This window comes from Kitasatospora sp. NPDC091276 (genome assembly GCF_040684355.1).
In the GTDB taxonomy this organism is placed as follows: Bacteria; Actinomycetota; Actinomycetes; order Streptomycetales; family Streptomycetaceae; genus Kitasatospora.
In genome coordinates this window covers 116,937-141,952 of record NZ_JBFBFU010000013.1, presented here as the reverse complement: position 1 = coordinate 141,952, position 25,016 = coordinate 116,937, and the positions used below count along the sequence as shown (strand labels likewise).

General features: G+C 72.7%; 19 protein-coding genes, 1 pseudogene and 1 riboswitch. Of the genes and pseudogenes, 7 read left to right on the top strand and 13 right to left on the bottom strand.

Features of this window, described 5'->3' with window-relative positions:
* Positions 1 to 77: 77 nt before the first annotated feature.
* From AB0O19_RS18520 to AB0O19_RS18505, 4 genes are read right to left on the bottom strand one after another with little or no spacing between them, the layout of a single operon-like run.
* On the bottom strand, positions 78 to 1,385 hold the full coding sequence (locus AB0O19_RS18520; protein WP_363620666.1) for a cytochrome P450: 1,308 nt from the start codon (positions 1,383 to 1,385) through the stop codon (positions 78 to 80).
* A gap of 59 nt (positions 1,386 to 1,444) precedes the next feature.
* A complete protein-coding gene (locus AB0O19_RS18515; protein WP_363620664.1) occupies positions 1,445 to 2,683 on the bottom strand; it encodes a cytochrome P450 in 1,239 nt (412 codons plus the stop codon).
* Positions 2,680 to 5,775, bottom strand: coding sequence for an amino acid adenylation domain-containing protein (locus AB0O19_RS18510; RefSeq protein ID WP_363620662.1), 3,096 nt, complete (start codon positions 5,773 to 5,775; stop codon positions 2,680 to 2,682). The genes AB0O19_RS18515 and AB0O19_RS18510 overlap by 4 nt, the downstream gene beginning before the upstream one ends.
* A gap of 44 nt (positions 5,776 to 5,819) precedes the next feature.
* Positions 5,820 to 6,263 (bottom strand): pyridoxamine 5'-phosphate oxidase family protein, encoded by a 444-nt coding sequence (locus AB0O19_RS18505; protein WP_363587946.1) that lies wholly within the window; start codon positions 6,261 to 6,263, stop codon positions 5,820 to 5,822.
* A 358-nt stretch (positions 6,264 to 6,621) separates the two neighbouring features.
* Here AB0O19_RS18505 and AB0O19_RS18500 point away from each other — a divergent pair, with 358 nt between their 5' ends.
* On the top strand, positions 6,622 to 7,674 hold the full coding sequence (locus AB0O19_RS18500) for an ATP-binding cassette domain-containing protein (RefSeq protein ID WP_363620660.1): 1,053 nt from the start codon (positions 6,622 to 6,624) through the stop codon (positions 7,672 to 7,674).
* A 298-nt stretch (positions 7,675 to 7,972) separates the two neighbouring features.
* Here AB0O19_RS18500 and AB0O19_RS18495 read toward each other — a convergent pair whose 3' ends face one another.
* From AB0O19_RS18495 to AB0O19_RS18475, 5 genes are all read right to left on the bottom strand, one after another.
* A complete protein-coding gene (locus AB0O19_RS18495; RefSeq protein WP_363620658.1) occupies positions 7,973 to 8,674 on the bottom strand; it encodes a hypothetical protein in 702 nt (233 codons plus the stop codon).
* Positions 8,675 to 9,201: 527 nt separating this feature from the next.
* Positions 9,202 to 12,018: a hypothetical protein gene (locus AB0O19_RS18490; RefSeq protein ID WP_363620656.1), complete on the bottom strand. Its 2,817-nt coding sequence runs from the start codon at positions 12,016 to 12,018 to the stop codon at positions 9,202 to 9,204.
* A 324-nt stretch (positions 12,019 to 12,342) separates the two neighbouring features.
* On the bottom strand, positions 12,343 to 12,891 hold the full coding sequence (locus tag AB0O19_RS18485; RefSeq protein WP_363620654.1) for a hypothetical protein: 549 nt from the start codon (positions 12,889 to 12,891) through the stop codon (positions 12,343 to 12,345).
* Between the two features lie 51 nt (positions 12,892 to 12,942).
* Positions 12,943 to 13,101 (bottom strand): hypothetical protein, encoded by a 159-nt coding sequence (locus AB0O19_RS18480; protein ID WP_363620652.1) that lies wholly within the window; start codon positions 13,099 to 13,101, stop codon positions 12,943 to 12,945.
* The gene (locus AB0O19_RS18475) at positions 13,101 to 13,415 is read right to left on the bottom strand and encodes a hypothetical protein (protein ID WP_363620824.1); all 315 of its coding nucleotides are present in this window, start codon (positions 13,413 to 13,415) and stop codon (positions 13,101 to 13,103) included. The genes AB0O19_RS18480 and AB0O19_RS18475 overlap by 1 nt, the downstream gene beginning before the upstream one ends.
* Positions 13,416 to 13,435: 20 nt before the next feature.
* Here AB0O19_RS18475 and AB0O19_RS18470 point away from each other — a divergent pair.
* Positions 13,436 to 13,621 (top strand): annotated as a pseudogene (locus AB0O19_RS18470) (alpha/beta hydrolase); the annotation flags it as partial.
* 299 nt (positions 13,622 to 13,920) lie between these two features.
* On the opposite strand, the gene AB0O19_RS18465 reads toward AB0O19_RS18470, so the two are convergent.
* The 4 genes from AB0O19_RS18465 to AB0O19_RS18450 are packed head-to-tail and all read right to left on the bottom strand — an operon-like array spanning position 13,921 to position 17,496.
* The gene (locus tag AB0O19_RS18465; RefSeq protein ID WP_363620650.1) at positions 13,921 to 14,664 is read right to left on the bottom strand and encodes a (2Fe-2S) ferredoxin domain-containing protein; all 744 of its coding nucleotides are present in this window, start codon (positions 14,662 to 14,664) and stop codon (positions 13,921 to 13,923) included.
* Positions 14,661 to 15,434, bottom strand: a complete 774-nt coding sequence (locus tag AB0O19_RS18460) for an ABC transporter ATP-binding protein (protein ID WP_363587966.1) — start codon at positions 15,432 to 15,434, stop codon at positions 14,661 to 14,663. Before AB0O19_RS18460 ends, AB0O19_RS18465 begins: the two co-directional genes overlap by 4 nt.
* Positions 15,435 to 15,475: 41 nt before the next feature.
* Complete coding sequence (locus AB0O19_RS18455; protein WP_363620648.1) at positions 15,476 to 16,555, bottom strand: iron chelate uptake ABC transporter family permease subunit; 1,080 nt, start codon at positions 16,553 to 16,555, stop codon at positions 15,476 to 15,478.
* The gene (locus AB0O19_RS18450) at positions 16,552 to 17,496 is read right to left on the bottom strand and encodes an ABC transporter substrate-binding protein (protein WP_363620646.1); all 945 of its coding nucleotides are present in this window, start codon (positions 17,494 to 17,496) and stop codon (positions 16,552 to 16,554) included. Before AB0O19_RS18450 ends, AB0O19_RS18455 begins: the two co-directional genes overlap by 4 nt.
* Before the next feature lie 121 nt (positions 17,497 to 17,617).
* Positions 17,618 to 17,823, bottom strand: a riboswitch (cobalamin riboswitch).
* A gap of 548 nt (positions 17,824 to 18,371) precedes the next feature.
* On the opposite strand from AB0O19_RS18450, the gene AB0O19_RS18445 reads away from it, so the two are divergent.
* The 5 genes from AB0O19_RS18445 (at position 18,372) to AB0O19_RS18425 (ending at position 24,680) form a co-directional block, all read left to right on the top strand.
* Positions 18,372 to 18,875: a hypothetical protein gene (locus AB0O19_RS18445; RefSeq protein ID WP_363620644.1), complete on the top strand. Its 504-nt coding sequence runs from the start codon at positions 18,372 to 18,374 to the stop codon at positions 18,873 to 18,875.
* Between the two features lie 403 nt (positions 18,876 to 19,278).
* A complete protein-coding gene (locus AB0O19_RS18440; RefSeq protein ID WP_363620642.1) occupies positions 19,279 to 20,121 on the top strand; it encodes a siderophore-interacting protein in 843 nt (280 codons plus the stop codon).
* Between the two features lie 224 nt (positions 20,122 to 20,345).
* Positions 20,346 to 21,734, top strand: coding sequence for a hypothetical protein (locus AB0O19_RS18435; protein WP_363620640.1), 1,389 nt, complete (start codon positions 20,346 to 20,348; stop codon positions 21,732 to 21,734).
* A 214-nt stretch (positions 21,735 to 21,948) separates the two neighbouring features.
* The gene (locus tag AB0O19_RS18430) at positions 21,949 to 22,335 is read left to right on the top strand and encodes a hypothetical protein (RefSeq protein ID WP_363620638.1); all 387 of its coding nucleotides are present in this window, start codon (positions 21,949 to 21,951) and stop codon (positions 22,333 to 22,335) included.
* A 206-nt stretch (positions 22,336 to 22,541) separates the two neighbouring features.
* Entirely contained in the window at positions 22,542 to 24,680 is a 2,139-nt protein-coding gene (locus AB0O19_RS18425) for a hypothetical protein (RefSeq protein WP_363620636.1), read from the top strand.
* The last annotated feature ends 336 nt before the right edge of the window (positions 24,681 to 25,016 follow it).

The following is a 25,016-nucleotide window of genomic DNA, read 5'->3' as shown; positions in this document are numbered from 1 at the left end:
CGCGAAACCCGACATCCTCTGTCGTATTTCCCGCGGTGTCCTCCCTTGTGCGGTGTCCTCTGCACCTCGGCGGTGCCTCACGGTGGCGGGGGTCGGTGGCTTCGCGGTCGTTCCGATGGGCCGCTGACCCCGTGAGCGGCAGCGGTGGTGACGTGCCAGCTGACGGGGAGGGTGAGCGGTGACTTGCTCGGGGATTCGTCGTCCCAGGCGGGTTCCTGTCCTTCGGCGAGGCGCAGTCGCGGGAAGCGGTCGAGCAGGGCTTCCAGTCCCACGGCCATCTGGGCCCGGGCCAGGTGCGCGCCGATGCAGTTGTGTGCACCCCGGCCGAAGGCGAGGTGCGGGTTCTCCGCCCGGCACAGGTCGAGCCGGTCGGCGTCGGTGAACACCCGCTCGTCGCGGTTGGCCGAGGCGAGGACGGGCAGAACGGCGTCGCCCGCGCGGATCCTGCGGCCGTGCAACTCGATGTCCTCGACGGCCTGGAGGACCACGACGCCGTTCATGACCGGTATGTACCGCAGGAGCTCCTCCACCGCGCCGGGCAGGAGGCCGCGGTCGTCGCGGAGCCGGGCGTAGTGGTCGGGCGGGGTCAGCAGGGCCACCACGGAGTCGGCCAGGAACATGGTGCTCGTGCGGTAGCCGGCGACCAGCATCGAGAGCCCGAAGTTCACCACGCTCTCCCCGTCCAGGGTGCCGCGCCCGCACGCGTGGACCAGCTCGGTGAGGACGTCGTCGGCGGGCTCGCGCCGCTTGCGGTCGAGCAGGGACGCGATGTACTCGCGCAGTTCGGAGGTGACCTCGCGGCCCTCGTCCAGGGTGACCATCGCCCCGAGGGCGGCGTCCGCCCTGGGCAGGAAGTACTCGCGGTCCTCGTAGGGGATGCCCACCAGCTCGCACATGGCCAGCAGCGGGAAGGGCTCCAGGAAGCCGCCGACCAGGTCGCCGGACCGCCCGTCGAGCATGAAATCGTCCAGCAGCCCATCGGCCGACCGGCGCAGTCGCGGCAGCCGGCGCCGGACGGAACGGACGCTGAACGGCTCGGCCAGAGCGCGACGCAGGGCCTCGTGGCGGGGGCCGTTCAGTTCCATCATCGTGATCAGGCCCGGCTCGTCGTCGTCGGCGGCCCGGTCAGGTCGGGGCGGCCAGTCGTTGATGGTCGGCCGGATCAGCCGGGGGTCCGCGATCAGGTCCCGGACGTCCTCGTAGCGGGTGGCGTACCAGGCGGTGGCGCCGATCGGCAGCCGGACCTCCGCGAGCGGGCACTCCCGGCGCAGCCACCCGTACTGCGTGGGCGGGCCCATGGTGCCCGGCGGCGGGAGGGGCAGGTCGATGGCAGGCAGGCCGATGGCGGGCGGGTCGGCGGCGGGTTGCGGCGGTGAGCTGCTCACTGGCGGTGCTCCCTGGTCGCGTACGAGGTGTGATCGCGTGCGAGGTGGCCGGTCGGGTCTCACCAGCTGACCGGGAGGGTCAGCGGTGACTTGGTCACGGATTCGTCGTCCCAGGCGGGTTCCTGTCCTTCGGCGAGGCGCAGCCGCGGGAAGCGGTCGAGCAACGCCTCGACTCCCGCGGACAGTTCGGCGCGGGCCAGGTGGGCGCCGAGGCAGTTGTGGGCTCCTCGTCCGAAGGCGAGGTGGCCCCCGCGGCCCGTGGTCGCGCCGGCCCGGTCCAGGTCGAGCCGGTCGGCGTCGGCGAAGACCCGCTCGTCGCGGTTGGCGCAGGCCGGTACGGGGATGACGGCGTCGCCCGCGCGGATCGTCCGCCCGTGCAGTTCGATGTCCTCGGTCGCCAGGAGGATCACGGTGCCGTTCATCACCGGCATGTAGCGCAGGAACTCCTCCACCGCGCCGGGCATCAGCTTCCGGTCGTCGCGCAGGCGGGCCCACAGGTGCGGCCGGTCGAGCAGGGTGTGCACGGTGTCGGCCAGGAAGAAGCTGCTGATGCCGAAGCCGACGGTGAGCATGGACAGCCCGAAGGCCATCACGTCGTCGTGGGTCAGCCCGCCGTCGTCGCACCGGCGGACCAGCCGGGTCAGGACGTCGTCGCCGGGCCGGTCCCGCTTCCGGGCGATCAGTGCGGCGACGTACTCGCGCAGCAGGTCGGTGACCCGGCGCCCCTCCTGCGAGGTCACCATGCCGCCGAGGGCCGCGTCCAGCACCGGGAGGAACCGGTCCCGGTCCTCGAAGGGGATGCCGACCAGGTCGCAGAGCACGAGCAGGGGGAAGGGGTCGGTGAAGCCGGCGACCAGGTCGCCGGGCGGGCCGTCGTCCTCGAACGCCCGCAGCAGTCGCCCGGCCAGCCCGCGGATGCGCGGCAGGTGGTCGCGCACGGCCCGGGAGCTGAACGGCTCGGCCAGCGCCCGGCGCAGGGCCGCGTGCCGGGGGCCGTCGAGCTCGGCGATCGTGACCAGGCGCGGCCCGTCGTCCGCGGGTTGTCCGGGACGCGGCGGCCAGTCGTTGATGGTCGGCCTGATCAGCCGGGGGTCCGCGAAGAGCATCCGGACGTCCTCGTGCCGGGTGGCGTACCAGGCGGTCGCGTCCATCGGCAGCCTGACCCTGGCCAGGGGGCAGTTCTCGCGCAGCCGCGCGGACTCCTCGGGCGGCCCCATGGTGCCCGGCGGCGGGAGCGGGAAGTCCAGGACGTCCGGCTCGGCGCCGGGCCCCCGCGCACCGGGCGGCCGTGCGCTCATGCCCGCGCCCCTTCCGGGTGGCGGGGGCAGGGGCGTTCGATGTAACCGGTGGTGTAGAAGTACTCCAGGTAGCGGTCCAGCAGCTCCGCGTCGACGGGAGGGCAGTGCAGGCCCGAGGTGGCCAGGTCGTGCTCGACGTTGGCCCGCCCGACGGTCGGGAAGGTGCCCTCGAAGTACATCTCCTTGACGGACATGTCGGCCTGCTTGCAGCGGTCCACGCACAGCGAGACGAACGGGGCCGTGGGGCTCGTGGGGTGCTGCGCGACGTGGCGGACGAGCTCGCCCACCCACTCCTCGTAGGGGAGCCGGGAGATCCGGTGGCCGGCCCTGTCCATCCGGTCGAGCATGTCGCACAGGCTCGCGGCGCGGGGGTTGGTCATGTGGTAGGTCCGGCGGGTGGCGCGGTGGGTGGTGGCGATGTGCACCAGGGCGTCGGAGAGGAAGTCCACCGGGACGAAGTCCAGCGGCAGCCGGATGTCGGGGGCGAGCCCGGTCTCGCTGATGGTCTTGAACAGCGAGCAGATCGCGGTGTCGGTGTTGCACGCGCCGGTGTGCCGGTCGCCGGTGATCTCGTACGGACGGTAGACCGCCACCGGCAGGCCCTGGTCCTGGTCCGCGGCGTCGCGCAGCACCTCCTCGGCGACCCACTTGCTCTCGGCGTAGCCCATGGTGAGCCCGTCGGCGTGGTCGAGCGGCAGGTCCTCGTCGACGTGCCGTACGCCGGCGGTTCCGAAGCCGGCGAGCACTGCGATGGTGGAGAGGAAGTGCACCGGCACCCGGCGCCCGGCGGACAGTCGGATGAGCTCCCTGGTGCCTTCCACGTTGGTGCGGCGCAGCGCGTCGTACGGATAGATGAAGTTGACCTGCGCGGCCGAGTGGATCACCAGGTCGACGGTGTCGGCTAGTTCGTCGGCGCGGCCCGGCTCCAGTCCGAGGCCGGGCTCGGCGAGGTCGGCGGGGAGGCACACGATGCGGTCGGCGGCTTCGGGGGTGGCGAGGCCGAAGCGGGCGAGGTTGCGCATCACCTTCTGCAGGGCGTGGGCGGGGGCCCGGCTTCGCACCGGGCAGTACACCCGGGCGTCGGTGCGGCGCAGCAGCGCGTCCAGGAGGAAGGCGCCGACGAAGCCGGAGGCGCCGGTGAGCAGCACCTCCGCGGGGTGGTGCCAGTCCGGCTCCGGCCCGCGCGTCGGCGGGAGGGTGAAGCCCAGCCGTGACTCGGCGCGGAAGTCCACCGGGCCCGCGTCGGCGTTCACCCTGCCGTGCGGGCCCTGGACGGCGGCGACGGCGGCGGTGAAGTCCTCCAGTGTCGGGGAGCGCAGCAGGCTGTGGACGAGGGTGCGGCCGTGCCGGGCGTCGAGGCCGAAGGCGGCCAGCGTACGGGTGACGGCCTCGGCTGCCAGCAGGGAGTCGCCGCCGATGTCGAAGAAGTTGTCGCCCGGCGCCGGGTGCACACCCAGCACCACCTGCCAGATCCGGGCCACCGTGCCCTGCGGGCCGGACGCGGTGCCGTTCACCGTCGCCGGGACGGCGGCCTCCTCGGTCGCCGTCAGCCTGCGCAGCCGGGCGCGGTCGACCTTGCCCCCGGCCGTCACCGGGAACCGCGCGAGTTCCACCAGCCGCGCGGGCACCGCGGCCGCGGGCAGCCAGCTGGCGAGACCGCTGCGGATGCGGTCCAGGGTCAGTGCCTGGCCGGGGCGGGCCGGGGTCACGTACCCGATCAGGGCGTCGCCCTCCCTTTCGACGACGGCCTCGCCCACCGCGTCGTCCGCGCGCAGCCGCGCCTCCACCTCGTCCGGCTCGATGCGGTGCCCGCGCAGTTTGATCTGCCGGTCCACCCGGGCCCGGTACTCCAGTACGCCGTCCGGGCGCCGGACCACGCGGTCACCGGTGCGGTAGAGGCGCGTACCGGGCTCGACGAGGTCGTCGACGAAGCGCTCGGCGGTCAGCCCGGGGTCGCCGAGGTACCCCAGGGCGAGCCCGTCCCCGCCGACGAGGAGCTCGCCTTCCTCACCGGCGTCGGCGAGCGTGCCGTCCGGGCACAGCACGTGGCAGGTGGAGTTCTCCAGGGGGAGGCCGATCGGCACGGCCGTCGCCTCGGGAGGCAGGTCGTGCAGCGCGTGTGCGGTGGACACCACGCTGTTCTCGGTCGGGCCGTAGAAGTTGACCACGGTGGTGTCCGGGCAGGCCGCCAGTATCGCGCGGGCCAGTTCCGCGTCCATCGCCTCGCCTCCGGCCGAGGCGAACCGCAGGGACCGCAGTGCCGAGGGCCTGGTGCGCGCGATGTGGTGGAACACCCCGGTGGTCAGGTAGGCGATGCTGACCCGCTCGGAGAGCAGCAGCGATTCCAGGGCGGTCGGCGACAGCAGTTCCTCCTGGTCGGCGATCACGATGCAGGCGCCGGCGAGCAGCGCGGGCCAGATCTCGATCGTGGAGGCGTCCGAGGAGAGGTCGTAGGCGTGCAGAACCCGCTCACCGGGCCGCGGCCGCTGTCGGACCAGGTCGGAGGCGGCCAGCCGGACGATTCCGCGGTGCGGGATCGCCACGGGTTTGGGGCGGCCGGTCGAGCCGGAGGTGAACATCACGTAGGCGCAGTCCGCGGGGAGCACCCGGGCCTGCGGCACCGCGGCCGGGGCGGTCGGGGTGGTCGGGGCCAGGCCACCCAGGTCGATGCGGGAACGCACGCGCCGGATACGGCGGGAGCTGCCGGGCAGCGTGACGACGGTGTGCACCCCCGCGTCCTCGGCCATCGCCTGCAGACGCGCGGGTGGCGAGGCGTCGTCGAGCGGGACGTAGGCCGCACCGGTCTTGAGGATGCCCAGGAACGCGACCAGCGCCTCCGGAGAGCGGGCCCCGCACACCCCGACCGTGTCGCCGTACCGCACGCCGGAGTCGTGCAGCCGGGCCGCCACCGAGTCGGAGCGGAGCTTGAGTTCGCCGTAGCTGATGCCGCGGCCGTGCTGTACGGAGGCGATGGCCCGCGGGCGGTGCACCGCCCGGGCGTCGAACAGCTCGTGGAGGCAGCGATCGCGTGGATACGGCACCGCCGCGGCGTGCTCGGCCGTCTCCTGGTGCGTCGTTGTTCGGGTGTTCATCGGGACGTCACGCTCTCTGCCGCACACGGACCGCGCGTGGGTGGCTACGGTTCGAACTCCTTGGCGAAGGCGGCGAAGTCGGCGGTCCGCCATCTCTCGGGCCTCATGCGGATGAGGACGTCGTCGGCCAGCTGCCGCCGGTTGGCGTCCAGGTACGCCGCCGCCGTGTCCGCGTCCAGATACCGGCAGGCCAGCTCCTCGCGTGCGGCCGGCGGCAGCGGGTCCTCGACGGCCACCACCGGCCCCTCCACGCTGACGTAGCGGTAGGGCGCCGACTCGACCTGCGCGCAGAGGCTGAACCGGCCCGCGCTGCGGATGAGCCGGGCCTTCAGCGTCGTCCGCCCGGTCTGGATCGTCACCAGCCCGCCGGGCCGGTAGGAGTACCAGAGCGGGACGAGCAGCGGTCCGCCGCCGTCGCGCGCGTCGTCCACCCCCAGGATTCCCACGTGCGGGCTTGCGAGGAACGCCTCCCGGGCTTCGACCGACATCCTGAGATCCACTGGTACCGCCTCGATTCGGCAGGAGCCGCATCCGGTATCGATTCGCGCAAGGGAGCGTGAGCCGGCGGGGCCTCGGGGCGGCCGGCGTGTGACCGCCGCAGGTCCGTGCGGGTCCTCGGTCCTTCTCGTCCGGTGCACACGGCCTTCGGGAACCCGGTGGGGCGGCCAGGGCCGGGCCGGGCTCTCCCTTCCACGTTTCCACCACACCCGGGTGGCTCGCATCCCGGCGGCCGCGCACGCGGTGCCTCCGCTCCCCCGCCGAAGAGCACGACGGGCGCTCCGGGGGGATCCTGCCAGTGCCGGCCGCCAGGTGGTTCCCGGCTGGTTCCAGGAGAAGGAGGGGCACATGAGGGCGGCCATCCGGGCCGAGGGCCTGGTGAAGGACTTCGGCGACGTACGGGCCCTGGACGGGGTCGACCTGGACGTGCCGGAGGGGACGGTGCTGGGCCTGCTCGGCCCCAACGGCGCCGGCAAGAGCACCACGGTACGGGTGCTCACCACCCTGGTGCGGCCCGACGCGGGCAGCGCCCACGTGGCGGGGGTGGACGTGCTCAAGCACCCCGGCCGGGTCCGCAGCCTGCTGGGCCTCTGCGGCCAGTACGCGGCGGTCGACGAGTACCTCACCGGCCGGGAGAACCTCCAGATGGTCGGCGAACTCTACCAGATGCGGAGCAGGGACGCCAAGGCGCGCGCCCGGGAGCTGCTGGAGTGGTTCGACCTCGCCGAGGCGGCCGACCGGCCGGCCAGGACCTACTCCGGTGGCATGCGCCGCCGGCTCGACCTGGCGGCCGCGCTGGTGGTGCGGCCCCCGGTGATGTTCCTCGACGAGCCCACCACCGGTCTGGACCCGCGCAACCGGCTGGCGCTGTGGGAGGTCATCGCGATGCTGGCGGCGGAGGGCACCACCCTGCTGCTCACCACCCAGTACCTGGAGGAGGCCGACCGGCTGGCGCACGACATCGTCGTGGTCGACCACGGCCGGGTGATCGCACGCGGATCCGCCGACGACCTCAAGACCAGGACCGGCGGCGAGCGGGTGGAGGTGGTGGTCCACGACCGCGAGCAGATCGGTGCGGCCGTCGCGGCGCTCACCCCGTACGGTGGGGGCCCGCTCAGCGTGGAGCAGCACACCCGGCGAATCCTCGTGCCGGTGGGCGGGGGCGCCCGGGTGCTCGCCGACGTCATCCGCGAGCTGGACGGGCTGGGCGTCCTCATCGACGACATCGGCCTGCGCAGGCCCACCCTCGACGACGTCTTTCTCTTCCTCACCGGCCACGCGGCCGAGGAGAACGAGCTGGGGAAGCCGCCTCGGACGGCTTCCGGGGCCGGGCGGCGCCGGTGGGCACGGAACGCCCGTGGGAACTCCCGGCGGGGGATTCGGCGCTCCCACCGGAAGTAGTAACTCCGGTGATGGTCGAAGCAGTGATGGTCAAGGGAGTGGAAACCATGGGACAGCTGGATGGGAAGGTCGCCGTGGAAGCCGAGAGACAGGCTGCGGCCGCCGAACTCGCGGACGACTACGAACGTAAAGCCGTGGCCGCAGAGCTGGCGGCGCCGGTCCGCGCCGGTCCGCGCCGGGGGAGCAGGGGGAGGAGGGGGAGGAGGCGAGAGGACCGGGGGAGGAGCCTGTGGTGGTCCCACTTCACCGCCTGGATCCGCGGCCTGCTGGCCGGGAAGCGATCAGCCGGCGCCGACGATCAGCCGCCCGAGGCGCGGCGGAGGCGGATCAACGCCGTCCCGGCCGGTCCGGAGAACGCCGGAAGGCCGGACGGCTCGACGATCGTCGTGTGCCCGCGCAGCGGGCGGAAGCCTGCGGCGCTCAGCACGGCGAGGGTCCGCTGGTATCCCTGGGCGCCGTTCAGGAATTTCGGCGCGGTGGCCACCACGCAGGGCCCGCCGCCGGCGCGTGCCACGAGCTCGCCCAGCAGCAGCACGCCGAGACCGGGATCGTCCCAGCCGTCGTCGAACGTGAACTCGTTGACGATGAGGAGGTTTCCGAGGTCGCCGTACGGCCCTTGTCCGAGCATCTTGCGCAGCACCGTGGTGAACTCGGACCGGTCGTTCTGGTTTGCGAGCGCATCCCGGCGAACCGCGCTGATCACCTCCGACCCGCGCGGGATCGTGTTCTCCAGGTCGGCCAGGAGCGCCGTGCTCACCGACCCGCTGTCCATGGGGATCCGGCAGAGACCCAATAGGGCGACTTGGCGGAGACCGTCGTTCGGGGGACGCCGGATCTCGGCGGTATCCCGTTCCTGCGGGTAGCGGGCGAGCAATCGGTGGGTCTGCGAGCGTTCACCGGCTGCCAGGACCGGGCCGATCTCGCAGGTTATGGTGAGGTGCAGCCGGTCAGGGTCACCAGGAAGCCCGGTGGACAGCGGAACTGTCGAGGTGTCAGTCACGATGCGCCTTTCTGCGGACCCGTACGCGAACCGGGCGATCCGCAGGCTGACAGAGGTGTGCCACGGGTGCCCGACCATTGGCAGTATCAGCCGAAGTCCACGGAATATGCCAGGGTGCCGACGAACGGCTCCCGGCCGCATGGGTCGGCCGACCGGCCGCGTCCGGGGTCTGTCGGTAGCTCAAACCCGGGACGTAGGCCCTCCAGCCCGGGGCGGAGAGACTCCCCGCCCGCCCGTGTGCACGGCTGAACGCCAGCACCGACCTGTGGTGGGCGGCCACCCAGGGCAGCCGCCGGGTGGCCGCCCGCAGCACCGACCCTGCTGCCCGGGCTGCTGCCCGGACTGCTCGTCCTGGCGGCGGCCGAAGGCCTCGCCCGGCTGCGCGAGTCCAGCGGACGGCGCGACGAGCAGCAGGCCCACGCGGCGGCACAGGCACCCGCGTCGCTGGGGCGAGGCGGCGGGGTGAGGCGCTGGGGTGAGGCGCCGGGCGACACGGCGGCGAGGCGGCTACCGCGCCTGCTCCGGCGTCATCGCCCGTCCCCGGCACGTAGCTCGGTGGCGATCTGGCGCCGGCCGGCGACCACCGCCTCCAGCACCACCGCGACGCAGGCCACCAGCGCCAGGCCCACCGTGGGCAGTAGCACCGGCACCACCGTGAGCGACAGGGCGTTGCCGACCTCGGCACCGACCAGCGTGGAGATGTCGAAAGCCGGGCCGAGCAGTCCGACCGCCGCCGCGGCGACCAGACTGCCGCCAACGGCCGCCGCCAGGACCTGTGGCAGTGCCTCGACGACGATCAGCGCCAGCCCCTGCCGGGGCTGCAGACCCATGGTCCGCAACCGGGCGAGCACCGTCGCGCGGTCGGGCGCGGCCTGGAACAGCGTCAGCAGGACGGCGATCAGGGCGAACCCCGCGCCGGCGACCGCCGCGTACCGGAACAGCCGCCCGGCGGCCTGCTGCAACGGGTCCTCGGCGAGCTGCTCGGCGTACTCGCGGCTGCTGCCCACCGTGTACCCGGGAGGCAGCCCGTGGGTGCCCCGGCCCGCGGCCGCGGCGTCCTGCGCGATCAGCTTCGTGATGCCCGTCGGCTGGGTCAGGCCCCGCTCCAGGAGCGTCGCCCTGACCTGGTCGGGGTCGAAGTCGCCGACGCCGAGCCACTTGTTCATCCGGCCGAGTTCGGGCAGGCGCTGCGCGGCGGGACCGGCGGGCACCACGACGAACGGCAGACCCGGGTCCGGCAGGGCCGGGGTGGCGGTGACGATCCCTGCGACGGTGGTGAGCAGCTCGTTCCCGGTGAGCAGGTGCACCTTGGGCGTGCCGGCGGCCAGCCGCCCGGCCAGGTCACGGCTGAACAGTGCGGGCACCGGAGTGTCGGCGCCGCCGGGGGCACCGACGAGCTGCGCCGCGTCGAACTCGCCGGCCCCGATGCTCCGGGCGATCTCCGCGTACGCCCGCGGCTCCGCGACCACCAGGACGGCCTTGGTGTAGTCCTGGTCGGCGCCGATGAACAGGGCCCTGGAGTCGACGCGGACCCCGGTCGAGCTCCGGGCTCCTGGCAGTTCGGCGGCGGTCTTGGTGAACGACTCCGGCAGGGTGGCGTAGTCCGGGACGGCGATGGCGATGTCGCCGCCGGTCGCGGCCCGCGCGGCACGCATCCGGCTGTGCTCCACGGTGTCGAGCACGGTGGCGCCGAAACCGGTCGTGGTGACGGCGATCAGCAGCGCGAGCACCGGCAACGGGGACCGCCGCCGACGACCCGAGCCGTCGCGGGCGGCACGGGCCGGGCCCAGGAACCCGATCAGGCCGCGGCCACGCCTGGTGAGTGCGGCCAGCTGCCCGAGCACCACCGGCACGATCCGGGCCAGCAGCAGTCCGCCGGTCACGGCGAGCAGCAGCGGGGCGGCCGCCAACAGCGGGTCCACGCTGGACCCGGCGTGGCCGACGCCGCGTCGGCGGACCTCGGCCACGGCCACGACGGTGACGGCCGCAACGGTGAGTTCGCCGGTCACCCGGCGCAGGGTGCCGATCGCCCGGCCCCGGCCGCGGGCCGCACGCTGACGCGACCACAGCAGGGCGACACGGGCCGGGAAGGCCAGCAGGGCGAGCAGCGTCGTGGCGAGGGCCGCCAGCAGCGCGTGCCCCCACCGGGGGGTGGGCAGCAGCAGCACGGCGAGCAGCGTCCCGAGCGCGGCGGCGGGCAGGACGGTCACCGCACCCTCGCCGAGCAGACGCAGCACCACCGCGCGGCGTGAACCACCGCGGGCATGCAGCAGCCGGATCTCGGTGGCGCGCCGGTCGGTGCCGAGGACCGCGGCCAGGAGCAGCACCACGGTGGCGACGCCCGCGGCGCCTGCCGGTCCGATCGCGCTCAGCGCCATCGCCGCGTGGTAGCGGGCGGCCGCCCGGGTGAGGACGTCGGGCAGGAAGGAGCTGATGTGCAGGTCCGCGCGCTTGGTCGCGGTGACCAGCGCCGTCGCGTCCCGTCCGGTCAGGAAGGGCCGGACGGCGGCGCGGATCCGGTCGAGCCGGTCGGCGCGCAGGGAGCCGGGGTCGACGGGCAGTCGCCAGAAGTCCTCGACGGTGTGGCCCCAACCGGTCAGCGCGGACAGGCTCGCGCCGTCGACGAAGCCGGTGGTCTGCCAGCGGTTGTCGCCGTTGGTGCCGAGGTTCAGGCAGGCTCGGTCCGGGCAGCCGAGGCCGTCCCAGAACGGGTCGAGCGGATCGTTGACGCGGTAGAAGCCGGTCACCACGGTGGTCCGCCACCCGGTGGGTCCGCCGGTGCCGCTGTCGACGACGTCGCCGAGCTTGACGCCGACGGTATCGGCGGCCGTCCGACTCAGCACGATCGGCAGCGGGCCGGCGGCGGGCGCGTTGCCCGGCCACGTGCCGTCGGTGAGGGTCACGCGGTCGGCAAGGCCGTGCAGGTAGGCCAGGGAGAGTCCCGGGGCGGTCTCCTCGGCGAGCCGCGCGTACCCCGGGTTGTCCATGTCGTTGAACGCGGTGTGGGCGCCGTGGGCCAGGCCCGCTTCGGAGAGCGGGAGCTCCCTGCCGACCCGCGCGACGAGCTCCCGCTGCACGGCGTCGAGGCCGTCGGCGGTGTCGGTCGGTCGGGTTCGGGAGGTGGCGTGCAGGCTGGTCGGATAGATGCCCCGGTGGCTCACGTAGTCCCCGAGCGCCGCGTCCGCGTTCCGGTCCGCGATCCGGGGGAAGGCCGCCGCGAGGAAGACGGTGACGAGCACGAGGGCCGCCGTGAACAGGGCCGCCAGCGGGCTCGCGCGCAGCCTGGCGCGGACCCAGCGCGCGGGGCGGAGGGCGGGCCCCGGGGTGCCGGCTTCGGTGGTCACATCTCCTCCACGTGGTGCGGCCGGGCGACCGCCTTTCTACCTCCTACGGTGGAGTCCGCCGGACGCGTTCATCGATCCGGTCCGTGCGCGGATCAGCCGCGGACGGACGAAGCCGAGGGGCACGTCGGCGTACCGATCACCGCCGACCGATCACCGGATGACCGACGATGCTGTCAGGTTCGACCGGGAGGCGGAAGGGATCTTCGCGAATCAATTCCGGCCCCGCCGGGATCCGTTGGACTTCTCTCCGCTACCTACAGGTCGAGCGGACAGCCCTTGACGCTGACACCAGCCGACACGCCGTCGGACGGCCAGCCACCCGGATCAGGGGAGAAGCGGCCGGACGGCCAGCCATTCCTGAAGCTCGTCGCGACTGCGACCAGGGCGTAGGTGTCCGATGATCAGGTCGAGGTGGCCGGTCAGATTCTTCAGACGGCGTAGCTCACCGATCTGCTCGGCAGGCAGGGCCCGCCACCGGGCACCCAGAGCGCCGGCCTCCGCAGGACTCAGGGAGAGCTCGGCGAGGGTGTCGGCGGCGAGAACGTCAGGGTCCCAGTCGGGGTCCTGGGCGTCGGGACCGAGGCGGTCGATGATCCACGCCCGGAGCATGAAGTCGTTCTGGGCCATGCGTGCCTGTCCCCAGGAGCCGTCGCCGTGCAGGCGCGCGTTGACCCGCAGCGACAGCTTCGCCCATTGCCTGCGCTCCGCCGGTCCGGCACCATCCTCGGAGCGGTACGCGCGCAGGGCGCTGATCTCCCGGACGCCCTCCAGCTCGCCACGATGCCGACCAGGACGCTCGGCGAACGCGGTGAGCTGGTCGAACGTCAACACGCTGAGGTCTTCGGCCGGTTCACTTGTCGAGGCGGTGTCCATGGACACCAGCCTGTACCACTGAACGACTGACCGCTCGGCCGGCCTCCCCGGTCAGCGTCCGACCGGGACGACCGGGACGACCTGCGCGACAGGCCAGCGGGGGCCGCCCGGGCCGCCCTGCCACGCCCACTGTTCCTCGGGGGTGACGGTGATCCCGTAGTCGTACAGGTCCGGCGACCCGAGCGCCTCCCACTGGGACCAGGCGGTCATCACCTGTCACCGGTGTGCAGCCAGCCGCCCCGGAGAACGGCCTCGGTCTCCTCCGGATCGGGCCAGTATCCGGTGAGGAGAAGCGGTGCGCGGGTCAGCATTTCGCCGTCGTCCGCGACTCTCACCTCGAAGCGCGGGTCCGCGAACTTCCTGCCGATCGTCCCCGGGCGGGGGACCGGCTGGTCGAAGTGCGCGATGGGGCACGCTCCGGTCTCGGTGAGACCGTACTTCTCGCGGAGATCGAGCCCCCAGATCTGCCAGATCCCGAGGACGCTCTCGGGCATGGCCGCGGACGCGGTGTAGGCGAGGCGGATGCGGTGCAGGCGAGGCGGATGCGGACGCGATCCCGCGCACGCACATCCACAACGTCGGCCCCACGCCGCCGGGCATCACCCGCCGCCCCGTCCCCCCGATCCAGCCCAACGGCTCCGCCGCGCAGGTCTGGGAGCTGCCGACCGGCCACGACTGCATGATCACCATGCCGAGGGAACTGAGTGAACTGCTCCTCAAGCTCGCCTGAGTAGTACATCGTTGACCTGAGGTGATCTCGGTCTGCGGGTCGGGCATCGGGTCGGCGTGGATCCGGGGGAGATCGGGCAACTCCGTGGTGAGCCGGCCGCGCGGGTGGGGCTTCGTCGCAGGTCGAGCTCGCTGTGGGTCTACTGCCGGTCGTCCTTGAGGGCTTCGGTCATCTGCTCGTCGATGGCCCTGATCTGGTCGCGGTAGGGGTGGAGGGTGGAGGGTGGCTTCGATGCCGCCGCTTGGTGCTGTCGGCAGCGGGGCGGGGCACGGGCTCAAGCTTGGGCCTCGTGGTCGCGATCAGCCGTCGTGGTGGTCCGCCTGCTCCTTCCTGTGGCGTGGGAGTCGGTGGGACTCGACCGGTCGTCCGCCGGCGAGGTGCTCGGTGACGATGCGACCGGCGACGGCCGGGTCGATCTTCCCGTACCAGATGTCGTCCGGCTGCACGCTGGCGACGGGGGCCTGGTTGCAGGGGAACTGGCACCCCGTCTGGGTGACGAGCACGTCGTCGTCGCCGAGGCCGTGCTCGGTCAGTTTCCGTACCAGGGCGCGTAGTCCCTCCTCCGCGCCCTTGGCCGCGCAACGCGGGCCGCGGCACACCAGGACCTGGTGCCGGTGGCCGGGGACTTCCTCCCAGGCCGCGGACGTGAGGCCGGGCTCCTGGCCGGTGATGGCCCTCGTCACCGCGGCCACCGCGGGGACCGCGTCCGGCGAGTCGGCGAGGCGGGTCGCGACGAGGAGTTCGGGACGGTGGCCCGCGCGCTCGCGCCACCAGTACGCCGCGATCCGCCGTAGCCAGGACTGGGCCGGGCCGGACGCCGCGAGGCGGACGCCGATCACGACCACGGTCTCGGCGCCCGCGTCGGCCAGCCTGGTCAGCTCGGCCGACAGGGAAGGGTCTGCCTGCTGCAGGAACGCGATCGAGGCCTGGTGCGACGCCGCTGTCCGGAGGAGTTCGTCACGGCGGACGGCTTCCCCCATCGACATGCCGACCAGGAGCGTGGCACTGCGGCGGGCGAGCGCGCCCGGGACGGGGCGGGTCATGGTGTTGTCCCTTCGGGGAGCAGTCCGTTCCACCGGATGTGCGGTCTGTCGTGCCGGGGGTGTCGTTCCACGGTGACGTCGACGCCGTAGACGTGCGCGATCGTCGGTGAGGTGAGCACGTCGGAGCTGGGCCCGTGGGCGACCAGTCGGCCGTCGAGCAGGACGGCGACCTCGTCGCAGTAGGCGGCGGCGAGTTCGAGGTCGTGCAGCGCGGCTACCGTGGTGATGCCCAGCCCGCGTACGGTGCCGAGGAAGCCGAGTTGGTGGCGTAGGTCGAGGTGGTTGGTGGGCTCGTCGAGCAGGAGCACGCCGGGCTCCTGCACCAGTGCCCGCGCGAGCTGGACCCGCTGCCGCTCGCCACCCGACAGCGTCGGCCAGGACCGGTCGAGCAGGTGGCCGACGTCGGCTGCGGCCACGGCCGCGGCGAACACGGACCGCTCGTGGGCGTCGGTGGCGGAGTTCGCCGGCACGGGCCAGCGGCTGCGGTGCGGCGTGCGGCCGAGATCGATGACCTGACGGACCGGCAGCGACAGCCGGGTGTCCGCCTGCTGCTCCATGAAGGCCACCTGTCGTGCTCGTCGGCGGGCTGTGAGTGCGTGGAGATCCTCTCCGTCCAGGAGGACCCGCCCCTCGCTCGGCCGGGTCAGTCCGGCGACCGCGCGCAGCAAGGTGGTCTTCCCGGCGCCGTTGGGTCCGAGCAGGCCCGTGATCCGGCCGGGGGCGAACGCGAGCGAGACCGCGTCCAGCAGCGTGGCTCCGCCGATGCTCACGCGGAGCTCCTCCGTGCGCAGCTCGGCGGGGGGCGTCACCGTCACTGCCCCCTCCCGTCGGCCCGCCCCTGGCGCCACAGCAGCCAGGCGAAGAAGGGCGCTCCGAGCCCGGCCGTGATGACGCCGACGGGGATCTCCCGGTCGGGGAGGACCGAGCGCGCCACGATGTCGCTGCCCACCAGGAGGGATGCGCCCACCAGTGCCGACACGGGCAGCAGGAGGGCGTGGCGCGGGCCGCAGACGAGACGGACGACATGCGGTACGACCAGGCCGAGGAACCCGATGACGCCGGTGTGGGCGACCAGGCACGCGGTTACCAGCGCGGCGGTGGCGACGAGGACCCAACGGGTGCGCTCGACGTGGACGCCGAGGGAGCGGGCGGCGGTCTCGCCGAACGCGAAGGCGTCCAGGTCGCGGGCCGAGGAGGCCAGGACCGTGACACCGGCCAGCGCGACCGCGGTCAGGAAGACGGCGGTGGGCCACCGCACGCCGGCGACCGAGCCCAGCGTCCACTCCATGACACCGCGCGCCGCGTTGCGGTCCCCGAGGACCAGCACGACGAACGAGGTGTAGGCCCCGCACATCTGTCCCACCGCGATGCCGGCGAGCACGGTCCGGGTGGTCGGTAGCGACCGGGTGCGCGCGCCGGCCAGTGCCAGGACGACGACGGCGGCTAGCAGGGCACCGGCGAAGGCCGCCGTGGACACCGCGCCGGTGCCCACGGCGCCGGACACGCCGACACCGAGGACGATCACGGTGACCGCGCCGGCGGCGGCTCCGTCCGAGATCCCGAGCAGGAAGGGATCGGCCAGGTCGTTCCCGGTCAGCGTCTGCAACACCGCACCGCAGACCGCGAGGCCGGCGCCGGTGGCAGCCGCTCCCAGAACCCGGGGCAGCCGCAACTGCCAGACGATCTGGTCGTCCAGCAGCGTCACGTGCGGGTTGCCCAGCCCGAGACGGCGCACCACGACGTCGATCACCGTCCGGACCGGCTCGTGTTGCGAGCCCACGGCGAGGCCGAGGAGCACGGTGGCCAGGAGCAGGGCCGCACCGATGGCCAGGGCCGCCGTCGCGCGGCCCGGACCAGGGGGCCGCGCGACGGCGGGGTGGGGCGCGGTCATGAACCCGGGTGCAGTCGGTCCAGTCCCGCGGACACCCGGGCGGCACCGTCGGCGAGCAGCACGCCGGGAGTCGACTCCGAGAACGGCACCACCACGAAAGCCTTGCGCTGTACGGCGGTGAGCTTGCTCAGCACCGGGTCGTTCTCCAAGTAGTCGATCTTGGACTGGGCCGTGTCCCAGCCGGCGTCCGCGACCACGATGGCGTCCGGGTCCGCCGCGACGACCTTCTCCCAGCTCACGTTCTGCCAGCCACCGGGCAGGTCCCCGAAGACGTTGCGGGCGCCCACGGCATCGAGAACGAGTTGAGGTCCGCCGTGGCCGGCCCCGACGAACGGCGCCTTGGTGTCCGAGTCGTACCACAGGACCTTCAAGCCCTTGCCCGCGGCCGTCGCCGTGAACTCGGCCAGTTGCTGCTCCTGTTGCTGCTGGATCGCGGCGGCCCGCTCCGTGACACCGAAGACCTTGGCGACGTCGTTCAGTTCGCCCCACACCGCCTGCCAGGTCGTCGGCGGCACCTGGCTCTTGTCCGAGCAGCCGAACGGGGACAGGTACGACGGGATACCCTGGCCGCGCAGTTCCCCCCGGGTGCCCGCGACCTTGTCGGTGAACGCGCTGGAGTAGGAGGCGTACAGGAAGTCGGGACGGGCCGCGAGGAGCTTCTCCTTCGTCGGGTAGTCCTTGGAGAGCACCGGGACGGAGTCGTAGGCCGCCTTCCACTTCTCCGGGATGGAATCGTCGAGGTAGGCGGTACCGGCCATGCGGGACTGCAGGCCGAGGGCCAGGGCCACCTCGGTGGCACCCTCGTTGAGCGTCACCAGCCGGTCGGGCGGCGCGCCGACCGTCACGGTGGTCCCGCAATTGTCGACGCTGACCGGCGCGGCAGTTCCGGCCGTCCCGCCGGACGTGGTGGGCGCGGGGGCGCCCGTGCAAGCTCCGAGCATGCCGATGAACAGGAAGGCCGCGACTGCCCGGCCGACACGTATCGGACCTGTGGGACGTACGGAACATATCGAACGGAACGGATACGGCAGACCGCTGGGCACGTGTTCTCCAAAACCCTCGTGGAACATGTAGCGCCGTGGCCGGTCTCCTGGCTTCCGCATCAACGCGCCGCGGCCGACCTTCCCGGACGGCTCTTCCAACCCGCCCAGTGGCCCTGACCGCTGGAAAAGCCGGTCAGCGAGGGCCGCGGAACTCCGCGGCAACAGTGGCGAGGGCCGCACCGGACTCAGACCGGTTTCCCGTACACCACGGCGATGGCAAGGTATCAGGCGTGGTCAGGTCGGAGCTGGCCAGCCCGTGGGATGATCGTCTGGACCGTTCCCGGGGGCGGGGGAGGGATCGGCCACGGGGCCCGGCCGGGGGTCTCAGGTGCGGGCGGCGGCGACGATCCAGTTCCTGAACTCGACGGCGTAGTGCCGCAGGTGGTGGTCCAGGACCTCGTCCGGGCACGTGACGGGGAAGTAGGGCGCCGCCACTCGGCCACCTCGCGCTTCGCAGCAGTTCCTTCTCGTAGGCACGGCGTTGCTGGCCGGCGGTGCTGGCACACCGGCCCGAGCGCTCCCGCGGTCGCTCGGGGTGCGGGCTGAACCTGCCGACCGGCAGGTAGGGATCAATCATCGTCCGCTGATCGTCCGTGAGTTGCCGACGCGTCACAGCCCACAGTCCTCCCTGTTCCGCCCTCGGAGGAGGGTGCAACCAGAAGGCTGATCACTACCTCACACAGGCCCTCATTCCCGCACGTCGTGGCGGTTGGTGAACCAACGAGGTCCGCCATCCCGTTGAGGCGTGTACCTGACCATCCTCCGATAGAGAGTTGGCTGCCATGACCTCCAAGCGTGTTGTCCAGTCCTCCGTACTGACCGCCGTCCTGGCGCTGAGCGCCGGCTTGGCCCTGGCTCCCGCGGCGCAGGCCGCCGGCCCCTCCGCCGGAACGACGCGGTCGGCCGCCCCAGCGGCGTCCGCCGCCTACGCGGCGCGCAGCACCCAGGTCACCCTGTCGAACCAGACCGGCAGCATGCTCTACCTCGGCTCGGCCACCCTGGCCCACGGGTGCTGGAGCACCGGCAGTCCTCTGCCCCCGAGCTACATCCTGCCGAATGTGGCCCCCAGCTGGAAAACCGAGTCGTGCGGGTTCCTGACGGGCACCGAGGGGCAGATCGGCTTCGGCGTGGACACCTGGAGCGGGTTGATCCATTGGAGCAACCCCTACGCCGGGTCGAACGTCAACGAGTGCACTGTCGGTGCGGGTCTCACCTGCCAGGTGATCGGCGGCGGGGGGAACATCGCGGAGGTCACCTTCGTGGTGCGGCGCGCCTGAGGCCCGACCCCACCCGGTCGCCCGCCACCTGAACCACGAGTGCCTCCGGCAGGGCGGCCGAAATCGTACCGGCGTCCTGACCGGCCGCCCGCTCCCTATCCTCCCGAGCGGGTTGCGGTGCCGGATCGGTCCGGGGAGTGCGGCGCGGCCGCTCTGCGGGCGGCGACCTCGGTCGTCGGCTCCCGGGCGGCGCGCGGCGCGGTCTGGCTGCGCCGAACCGGTCGCGGCGGCTCCGTACGACCTTGTCGCGTCCGCGAGCCGCAGCAGGGCTGCCGGGGCGTCACGTTCCCGGTCGTGGGCGGAATGGGGATCGGCTGCCGTCCCTGGGTCGAGCACCGCCTCAAGGGTGCTAACTTAGGCAAGCCTAACCAAGACGCGCGACCACACAGCCCAGGGGGGCACCATGGCAGACCAACCGACCCGCCGGACACCGCAGGCGCGCGAAGCACAGGTGCTGCGCACCGAGCGGATCACACCGCACATGGTGCGCCTGGTTCTCGGCGGTGCGGGGTTGGAGGACTTCGACGCCACCGAGTTCACCGACCACTACATCAAGGTGCTCTTCACGCCCGAGGGCGTGAGCTACCCGGAGCCCTTCGACATGGCGCGGATCCGCGAGGAGTTCCCGCCCGAGCAGCGGCCGATCACCCGGACGTACACCGTGCGGGCCTGGGACCCGGCCCTGCGCGAGCTGACCATCGACTTCGTGGTGCACGGTGACGAGGGCCTGGCCGGGCCCTGGGCGGCCCGCGCACAGCCCGGCGAGACGGTGCGCTTCCTGGGCCCCGGCGGCGGCTACGCCCCCGACGCGAGCGCCGACTGGCACCTGCTGGTGGGCGACGAGAGCGCGCTGCCCGCGATCGCCGCGGCGCTGGAGCGGATGCCGGCCGATGCCGTGGTGCACGCCTTCGTCGAGGTCGCGGACGCCGCGGAGGAGCAGAAGATCGTCTCGCCCTCCGGGGCCGAGATCAGCTGGCTGCACCGCGGCGCCCGCCCGGTGGGCGAGGCGCTGGTCGAGGCGGTGGGCGCGCTGGAATTCCCCGCCGGCACGGCATCCGCGTTCGTGCACGGTGAGGCGGGCTTCGTGAAGGAACTGCGGCGCCTGCTGCGCGTGGAGCGAGGCATCCCGCGCGAGCGGCTGTCGGTCTCGGGCTACTGGCGGTCCGGTCAGAGTGACGAGGCCTGGCGGGCGGCCAAGCGCGAGTGGAACGCCCAGGTGGAGGCCGAGCAGGAGTCGGCCGGCTGATCTACGCGGCCGGGCAGCCGCCCCTCCCCGGCCTCTGCCCGCCCCCGGCGGCCCCCCGCCGCCCGCCCCCCGCGGCCCCCCGCCGCCCGCACTCCCGCCTCCGTCGACGCTGTACACGGAATCGTTGTCCTCACCGCGCATGCCTCCGGCCCAGTACCGGTTTCATGATCACTGAGGGAGAATTCCAGAAGGCCAATTCGGCGCAGTCGACAGGGGGTTGGGCGATGTCGAGGCTCTTCGGCGGGCGGGGCGGCGGCAGGGGAGACGAGGGAAGCGGGAGTACGCAGGAGCTGGCCAGGTCACTGGCCCGGCAGGGGGCCTGGGGCGGTCTGTGGAAGCTGGTGCTGTCCCTCCCCTTCCCGCAGGCCGCGGCGGCAGCCGCCCACCTGAAGCCATCGCGGTGGCAGCCACAGGGAATGGCGGAGCGCCAGCTGGCCCAGCTGCTGGCCGAGACCGACCGTCGTGAGGTGGTACGGGTCGGCGAGTCGGTCCACGCGTCGGCGTCGCGGGTGCTGCCGTCCGCCCTCAACGCCGCCGGCCCGGTCGGCTTCTGCCATCAGCTGCCGCTGGCCGCGATCAACCTGATCGGCGAGGACCTCCACCGGTGCCGGATCGTGACGGTGGACCGCACCGGCGTCCTGAACGAGTTCTACGAAGGCCCGACGAACCACGTGTCGCTGTGCTGCGTGGACGCGGATACCGTGGTCGCCCTGCGCGACTTCGCCGGCGACGGCCACCTCCGGAACGCGGAACTCGTCGAGTACACACCCGGCGGGGAGACGGTCCTGGCCGGCGGCACGGCGCTGCTCGGAGCACGGGTGGAGGCGACGGCCGACGGTTTCGTGACGGGCCTGAGGCTCGTCAGGGCGGCACTCGGGTTCTTCGGCGGCCAGGAGCTGCGGCTCGACCTGGCGGAGTTCGGTTTCAACCGCGCCGACCTGTTCGCCGTCGATCCCTCCGGCACCCGGATCGCGTTCGCCGACGGGTTCCGGATCCTGATCACCGACAGCAGGCTCGAACCGATGCACGAGTTCGCCGCGGACGACCACCTCGGCCACGGACCGATCAGCGCCATCGCGTTCACCGCCGACTCCCTGGTCACGGCCGGCCTGGACCGGGGCCTGCAGCGGTGGCAGGTGGTCGGCGACCGCCTGCGCCCGCTGCACCCCGCCTCGTTCCCACCATCCAGGGCCCTGCACAGGCTCAGCCCCGTGCCCGCCTGGGACCTCCTGGTCGGGGACGGCGGCAACGAGAACTTCTTCTACGACCAGACGTCCCTGGACAGCCGGACCTCGCCGCCCTTCCTGGGCTCCCTCGACACCGGCATCGGGCACTTCGAGTCAGCACCGTACGGCAGGCTCGCCGTCTACGAGGGCGGCCTGTTCCCGCCGACCCGGGACAGCGCCGACGGCTTCTACTCCACCGTGGTCCTCGACCTCGACCACCCCCTGAACCTGCTGGCCAGACGGCTGTCGTCGCTCTCCCGCGCGGACGCCGACCGATCGCGCGCCACCCGCGCCGACGCCGGCCGCTACCCGCTGTCGGACTCCGCCCGGAACGTCCTCGACCGCATCGAAGCAGCCGCCGAACTGGTACCCGAACTCGCCCGGTGACCCCGCGATCGTCCACGTACTCGCCGTTGATCGCCGGAAGAGTTCTCTCGAACGCCCCCACCAATCTCATCAGGCCGCCTCGGGGCGGTTCGGCGAGGGCCCTTGGGGGTGCGGGAAGCGTAGCCGGCGGTGTCAGCGTCGAGCATGACCATGTCCTGGTCCTCAATGTCCAGGCCTCGGAACCTACCCCGCTGAGCCGTGCAACGATTCCCAGGTGAGAGTCCCTGATGTTCCTTTCCGTGAACGCCTGTTTGTCGAGGCGCTGGCCGTGCTGGCGGCCGATCCCTCGGCTCAGCTGATCTGGGTGGACGAGCAGGGTGTCTCGACGGATGAGGTCGCCCTGGACTTCGACCAGGCCTTCCGCATGGCCGAGGGCCTGGTCGAGGACGGGGATCTCAGCCGCGAGGCGCTACGTGACCTTCGAGCGATCGATGCGATCTTCGCCGGGATGAGCGGCCGGGAGAGCTCGGACCGGTGGAACAGGGAGGCTCTGACGGTCGATCCAGGGTGGATCGAAGCCCGGGAACTGGCCCGCCGGATCCTCATCGGGATGCTGGGCGAGTGGTGCCTGCCGATGCCGGAGATTCTCGTCGTGCGATAGCGGGCCCGGATCCCCCCGCAGTAGGCAGCGAAGTCACCGAAGGGCAATTTCGTAACAGCCTGTCTTTGCGATGAATACTCAGAGTGACTGCTATATGTGGGGACATGACACATGAACAGCACTCAGCCCCTCCCGGACAGCGCCCGCGGCGCGTCCGGACGGCCCGGCTCGCCGCAGGGGCCCTGGCCCTGATCGTGGGCGCCGGAATGCCCCTGTGCCTGGACACCGGCACCCAGGCGCAGCCTCGGGCCGGCGGCTCGCCCCTGGTCAGCGAGACGTTCACCCAGGCCGCCGCCCCGGAGTTCACCGGCGTGGGGTCGGCCTGTCTCACCGGCGCGCCGGCTGCCACCGCGCCCGGTCCCGGGGACCATCCGCTCGGCGGCTGCCCGGGCGGCGTGGGCCCGGTGCCGCCCCCCGACGGCGCGCCGCACGGCTATCTGCGGCTGACGGACGCGTCCAACGACCAGGCCGGCGCGGTCCTCTACAACAACGCGCTGCCCGCCATCCAGGGCCTCGATGTCACCTTCGACCAGTGGCAGTACGGGAGCACGACCCCGGCCAACCCCGCTGACGGCATCTCGTTCTTCCTGGTGAACGGCGACGGCGCGCTGACCCACCCCGGCGCCTTCGGCGGCAGCCTCGGGTACGCGCAGAAGCTTCCCGACGACGACCCCACCGCCACCTTCCTGCCCGGTGTGGACCGCGGCTACCTGGGCGTGGGGCTCGATGTCCTCGGGAACTACTTCGGCGACTGGGAGCACCGCGGCAACGGCTGTCCCACCCGCTCGCCCGCCGGGACGGCGTTCCGCGTCCCAGGCCCCGGGGCCAACATGGTCACGGTGCGCGGCCCGGGCGACGGGATCGAGGGCTACTGCTTCCTGACCGCCACCACCAGCAACTTCAGCACCACCGCACCCTGGCCGTCGACGCTCCCGGGCACCCTGCAAGGGCCGCTCACCGCGCTGCCCCCGGGGGCCACCCCCGCCCAGGCCGAGACCGCGCTCGAACCCTCGCGCCGCCGGGTCCATGTCGAGCTCACCCCGACGCCCGACCCGGTGCTCACCGTGTCGGTCGACTTCAACGACGGCACCGGCTCCCACCAGGTGCTCAGCACACCCGCCCCGCAACCGGCGCCCGCCACCTACAAGTTCGGGTTCGCGGCCTCCACCGGTCTGTTCACCGACGTGCACCTCATCCGCAACGTGGTGGTGAGCAGCAACCAGCCGCTGCCGCAGTTGAACCTCGTCAAGCAGGTCCGGCAGCCGCTGCCCGGTGACCTGGTGGCCGGGACGCGGGTGCCGTACGACTTCGTGGTCACCAACTCCGGTGCCACGGACATCACCGGCCTCGCCGTCAACGACCCGAAGGCCGGCCCGGTCACGTGTCCCACGACGACGCTCGCGAGCGGTCATACGGTCACCTGCACTGCCACCCACACCGTCACCACCGCCGACGTGACCCACGGTTCCATCGACAACACGGCCACCGCGACCGGCACTTCGGGCGGCCGGCCGGTCTCCTCGCCGCCGTCCTCGCAGAGCGTGCCGATCGAACGGCCGCCCGGCCTCGCCATCGAGAAGCAGGTGCAGACGCCCGGCCCCTACACGGTCGGGCAGACGGTCACCTTCCGCTACACCGTCCAGAACACCGGGGGCGCCGAGCTGACCGGCGTCCACGTGACCGACGACCACGTCGCCGACATCACCTGTGCCTCGACCGCGCTCGCCCCGGCGGAGAGCCCGGGCGACCGCACCACCTGCCACGGCACGTACACGATCACCGAGAACGACGCTGCGGCCGGCTCCGTCACCAACACCGCCACCGCCACCGGTACGGCGAACGGCCAGCCGGTCACGTCCCCGCAAACCCAGCTGACGCTGCCGATCGGGGCGCCGCACCTCACCCTGAAGAAGCGGGTGCTCTCGCGCGGCCCCTACGCCGTCGGCGACACGGTGGAGTACTCCTACACGGTCACCAACACCGGCAGCACCGACCTGCACGGCGTGCTGGTCAACGACGACCGCATCGCCGGCGTCAGCTGCGAGGCGACCACGTTGACGCCCGGGGCCAGCACCACCTGCCACGGCACCTACACGATCACCCTGGCCGACATCGAAGCCTGCAAGGCGGCCCACCACCGCGGCGGCGCCGAGAAGGGCTGCGACCTCACCAACGTGGCGTTCGCGGCGGCCACCGACCCGCACGGGAACCCGATCGTCAGCGAACCCGCCAAGGCCACCATCACCGTGGGGGAGGAGAAGGACTCCTACTGCCACAAGCACCCCGGGCACGGCCACTGCCGCAAGGGACTCACCGAGCCCGTGTCCGACGAGGAAAACGACTGACGGCACCTCGCCACCCCCGGCCCTCGCGTCCCCTTCCCGCACGGCGTCTTCCCGCTCGGTGTCTTCCCGCACCGCGTTCACGCAGCGCTTCGTCTGGCGTCCGGGCCGGTCGACGTTCCACCTCTGCGGCGGGGCCTCGGCGCAGAGGACGCAGACGAAGTCCTCCTCGCGCACGATGCTGAGCTGCTGGCAGGACGGGTGGCGGCGGAACACCACCTCGTGCGGGAAGCCGGACGGGCGAACGACCCCGGCCCGCCGCCGGCCTGCCGCCGGCCGTCCCGGCGGTGCCCGCCGCCCTGGGGCGCTGTGTCCCGGGGTGTCGGGTCGGTCGGGTTG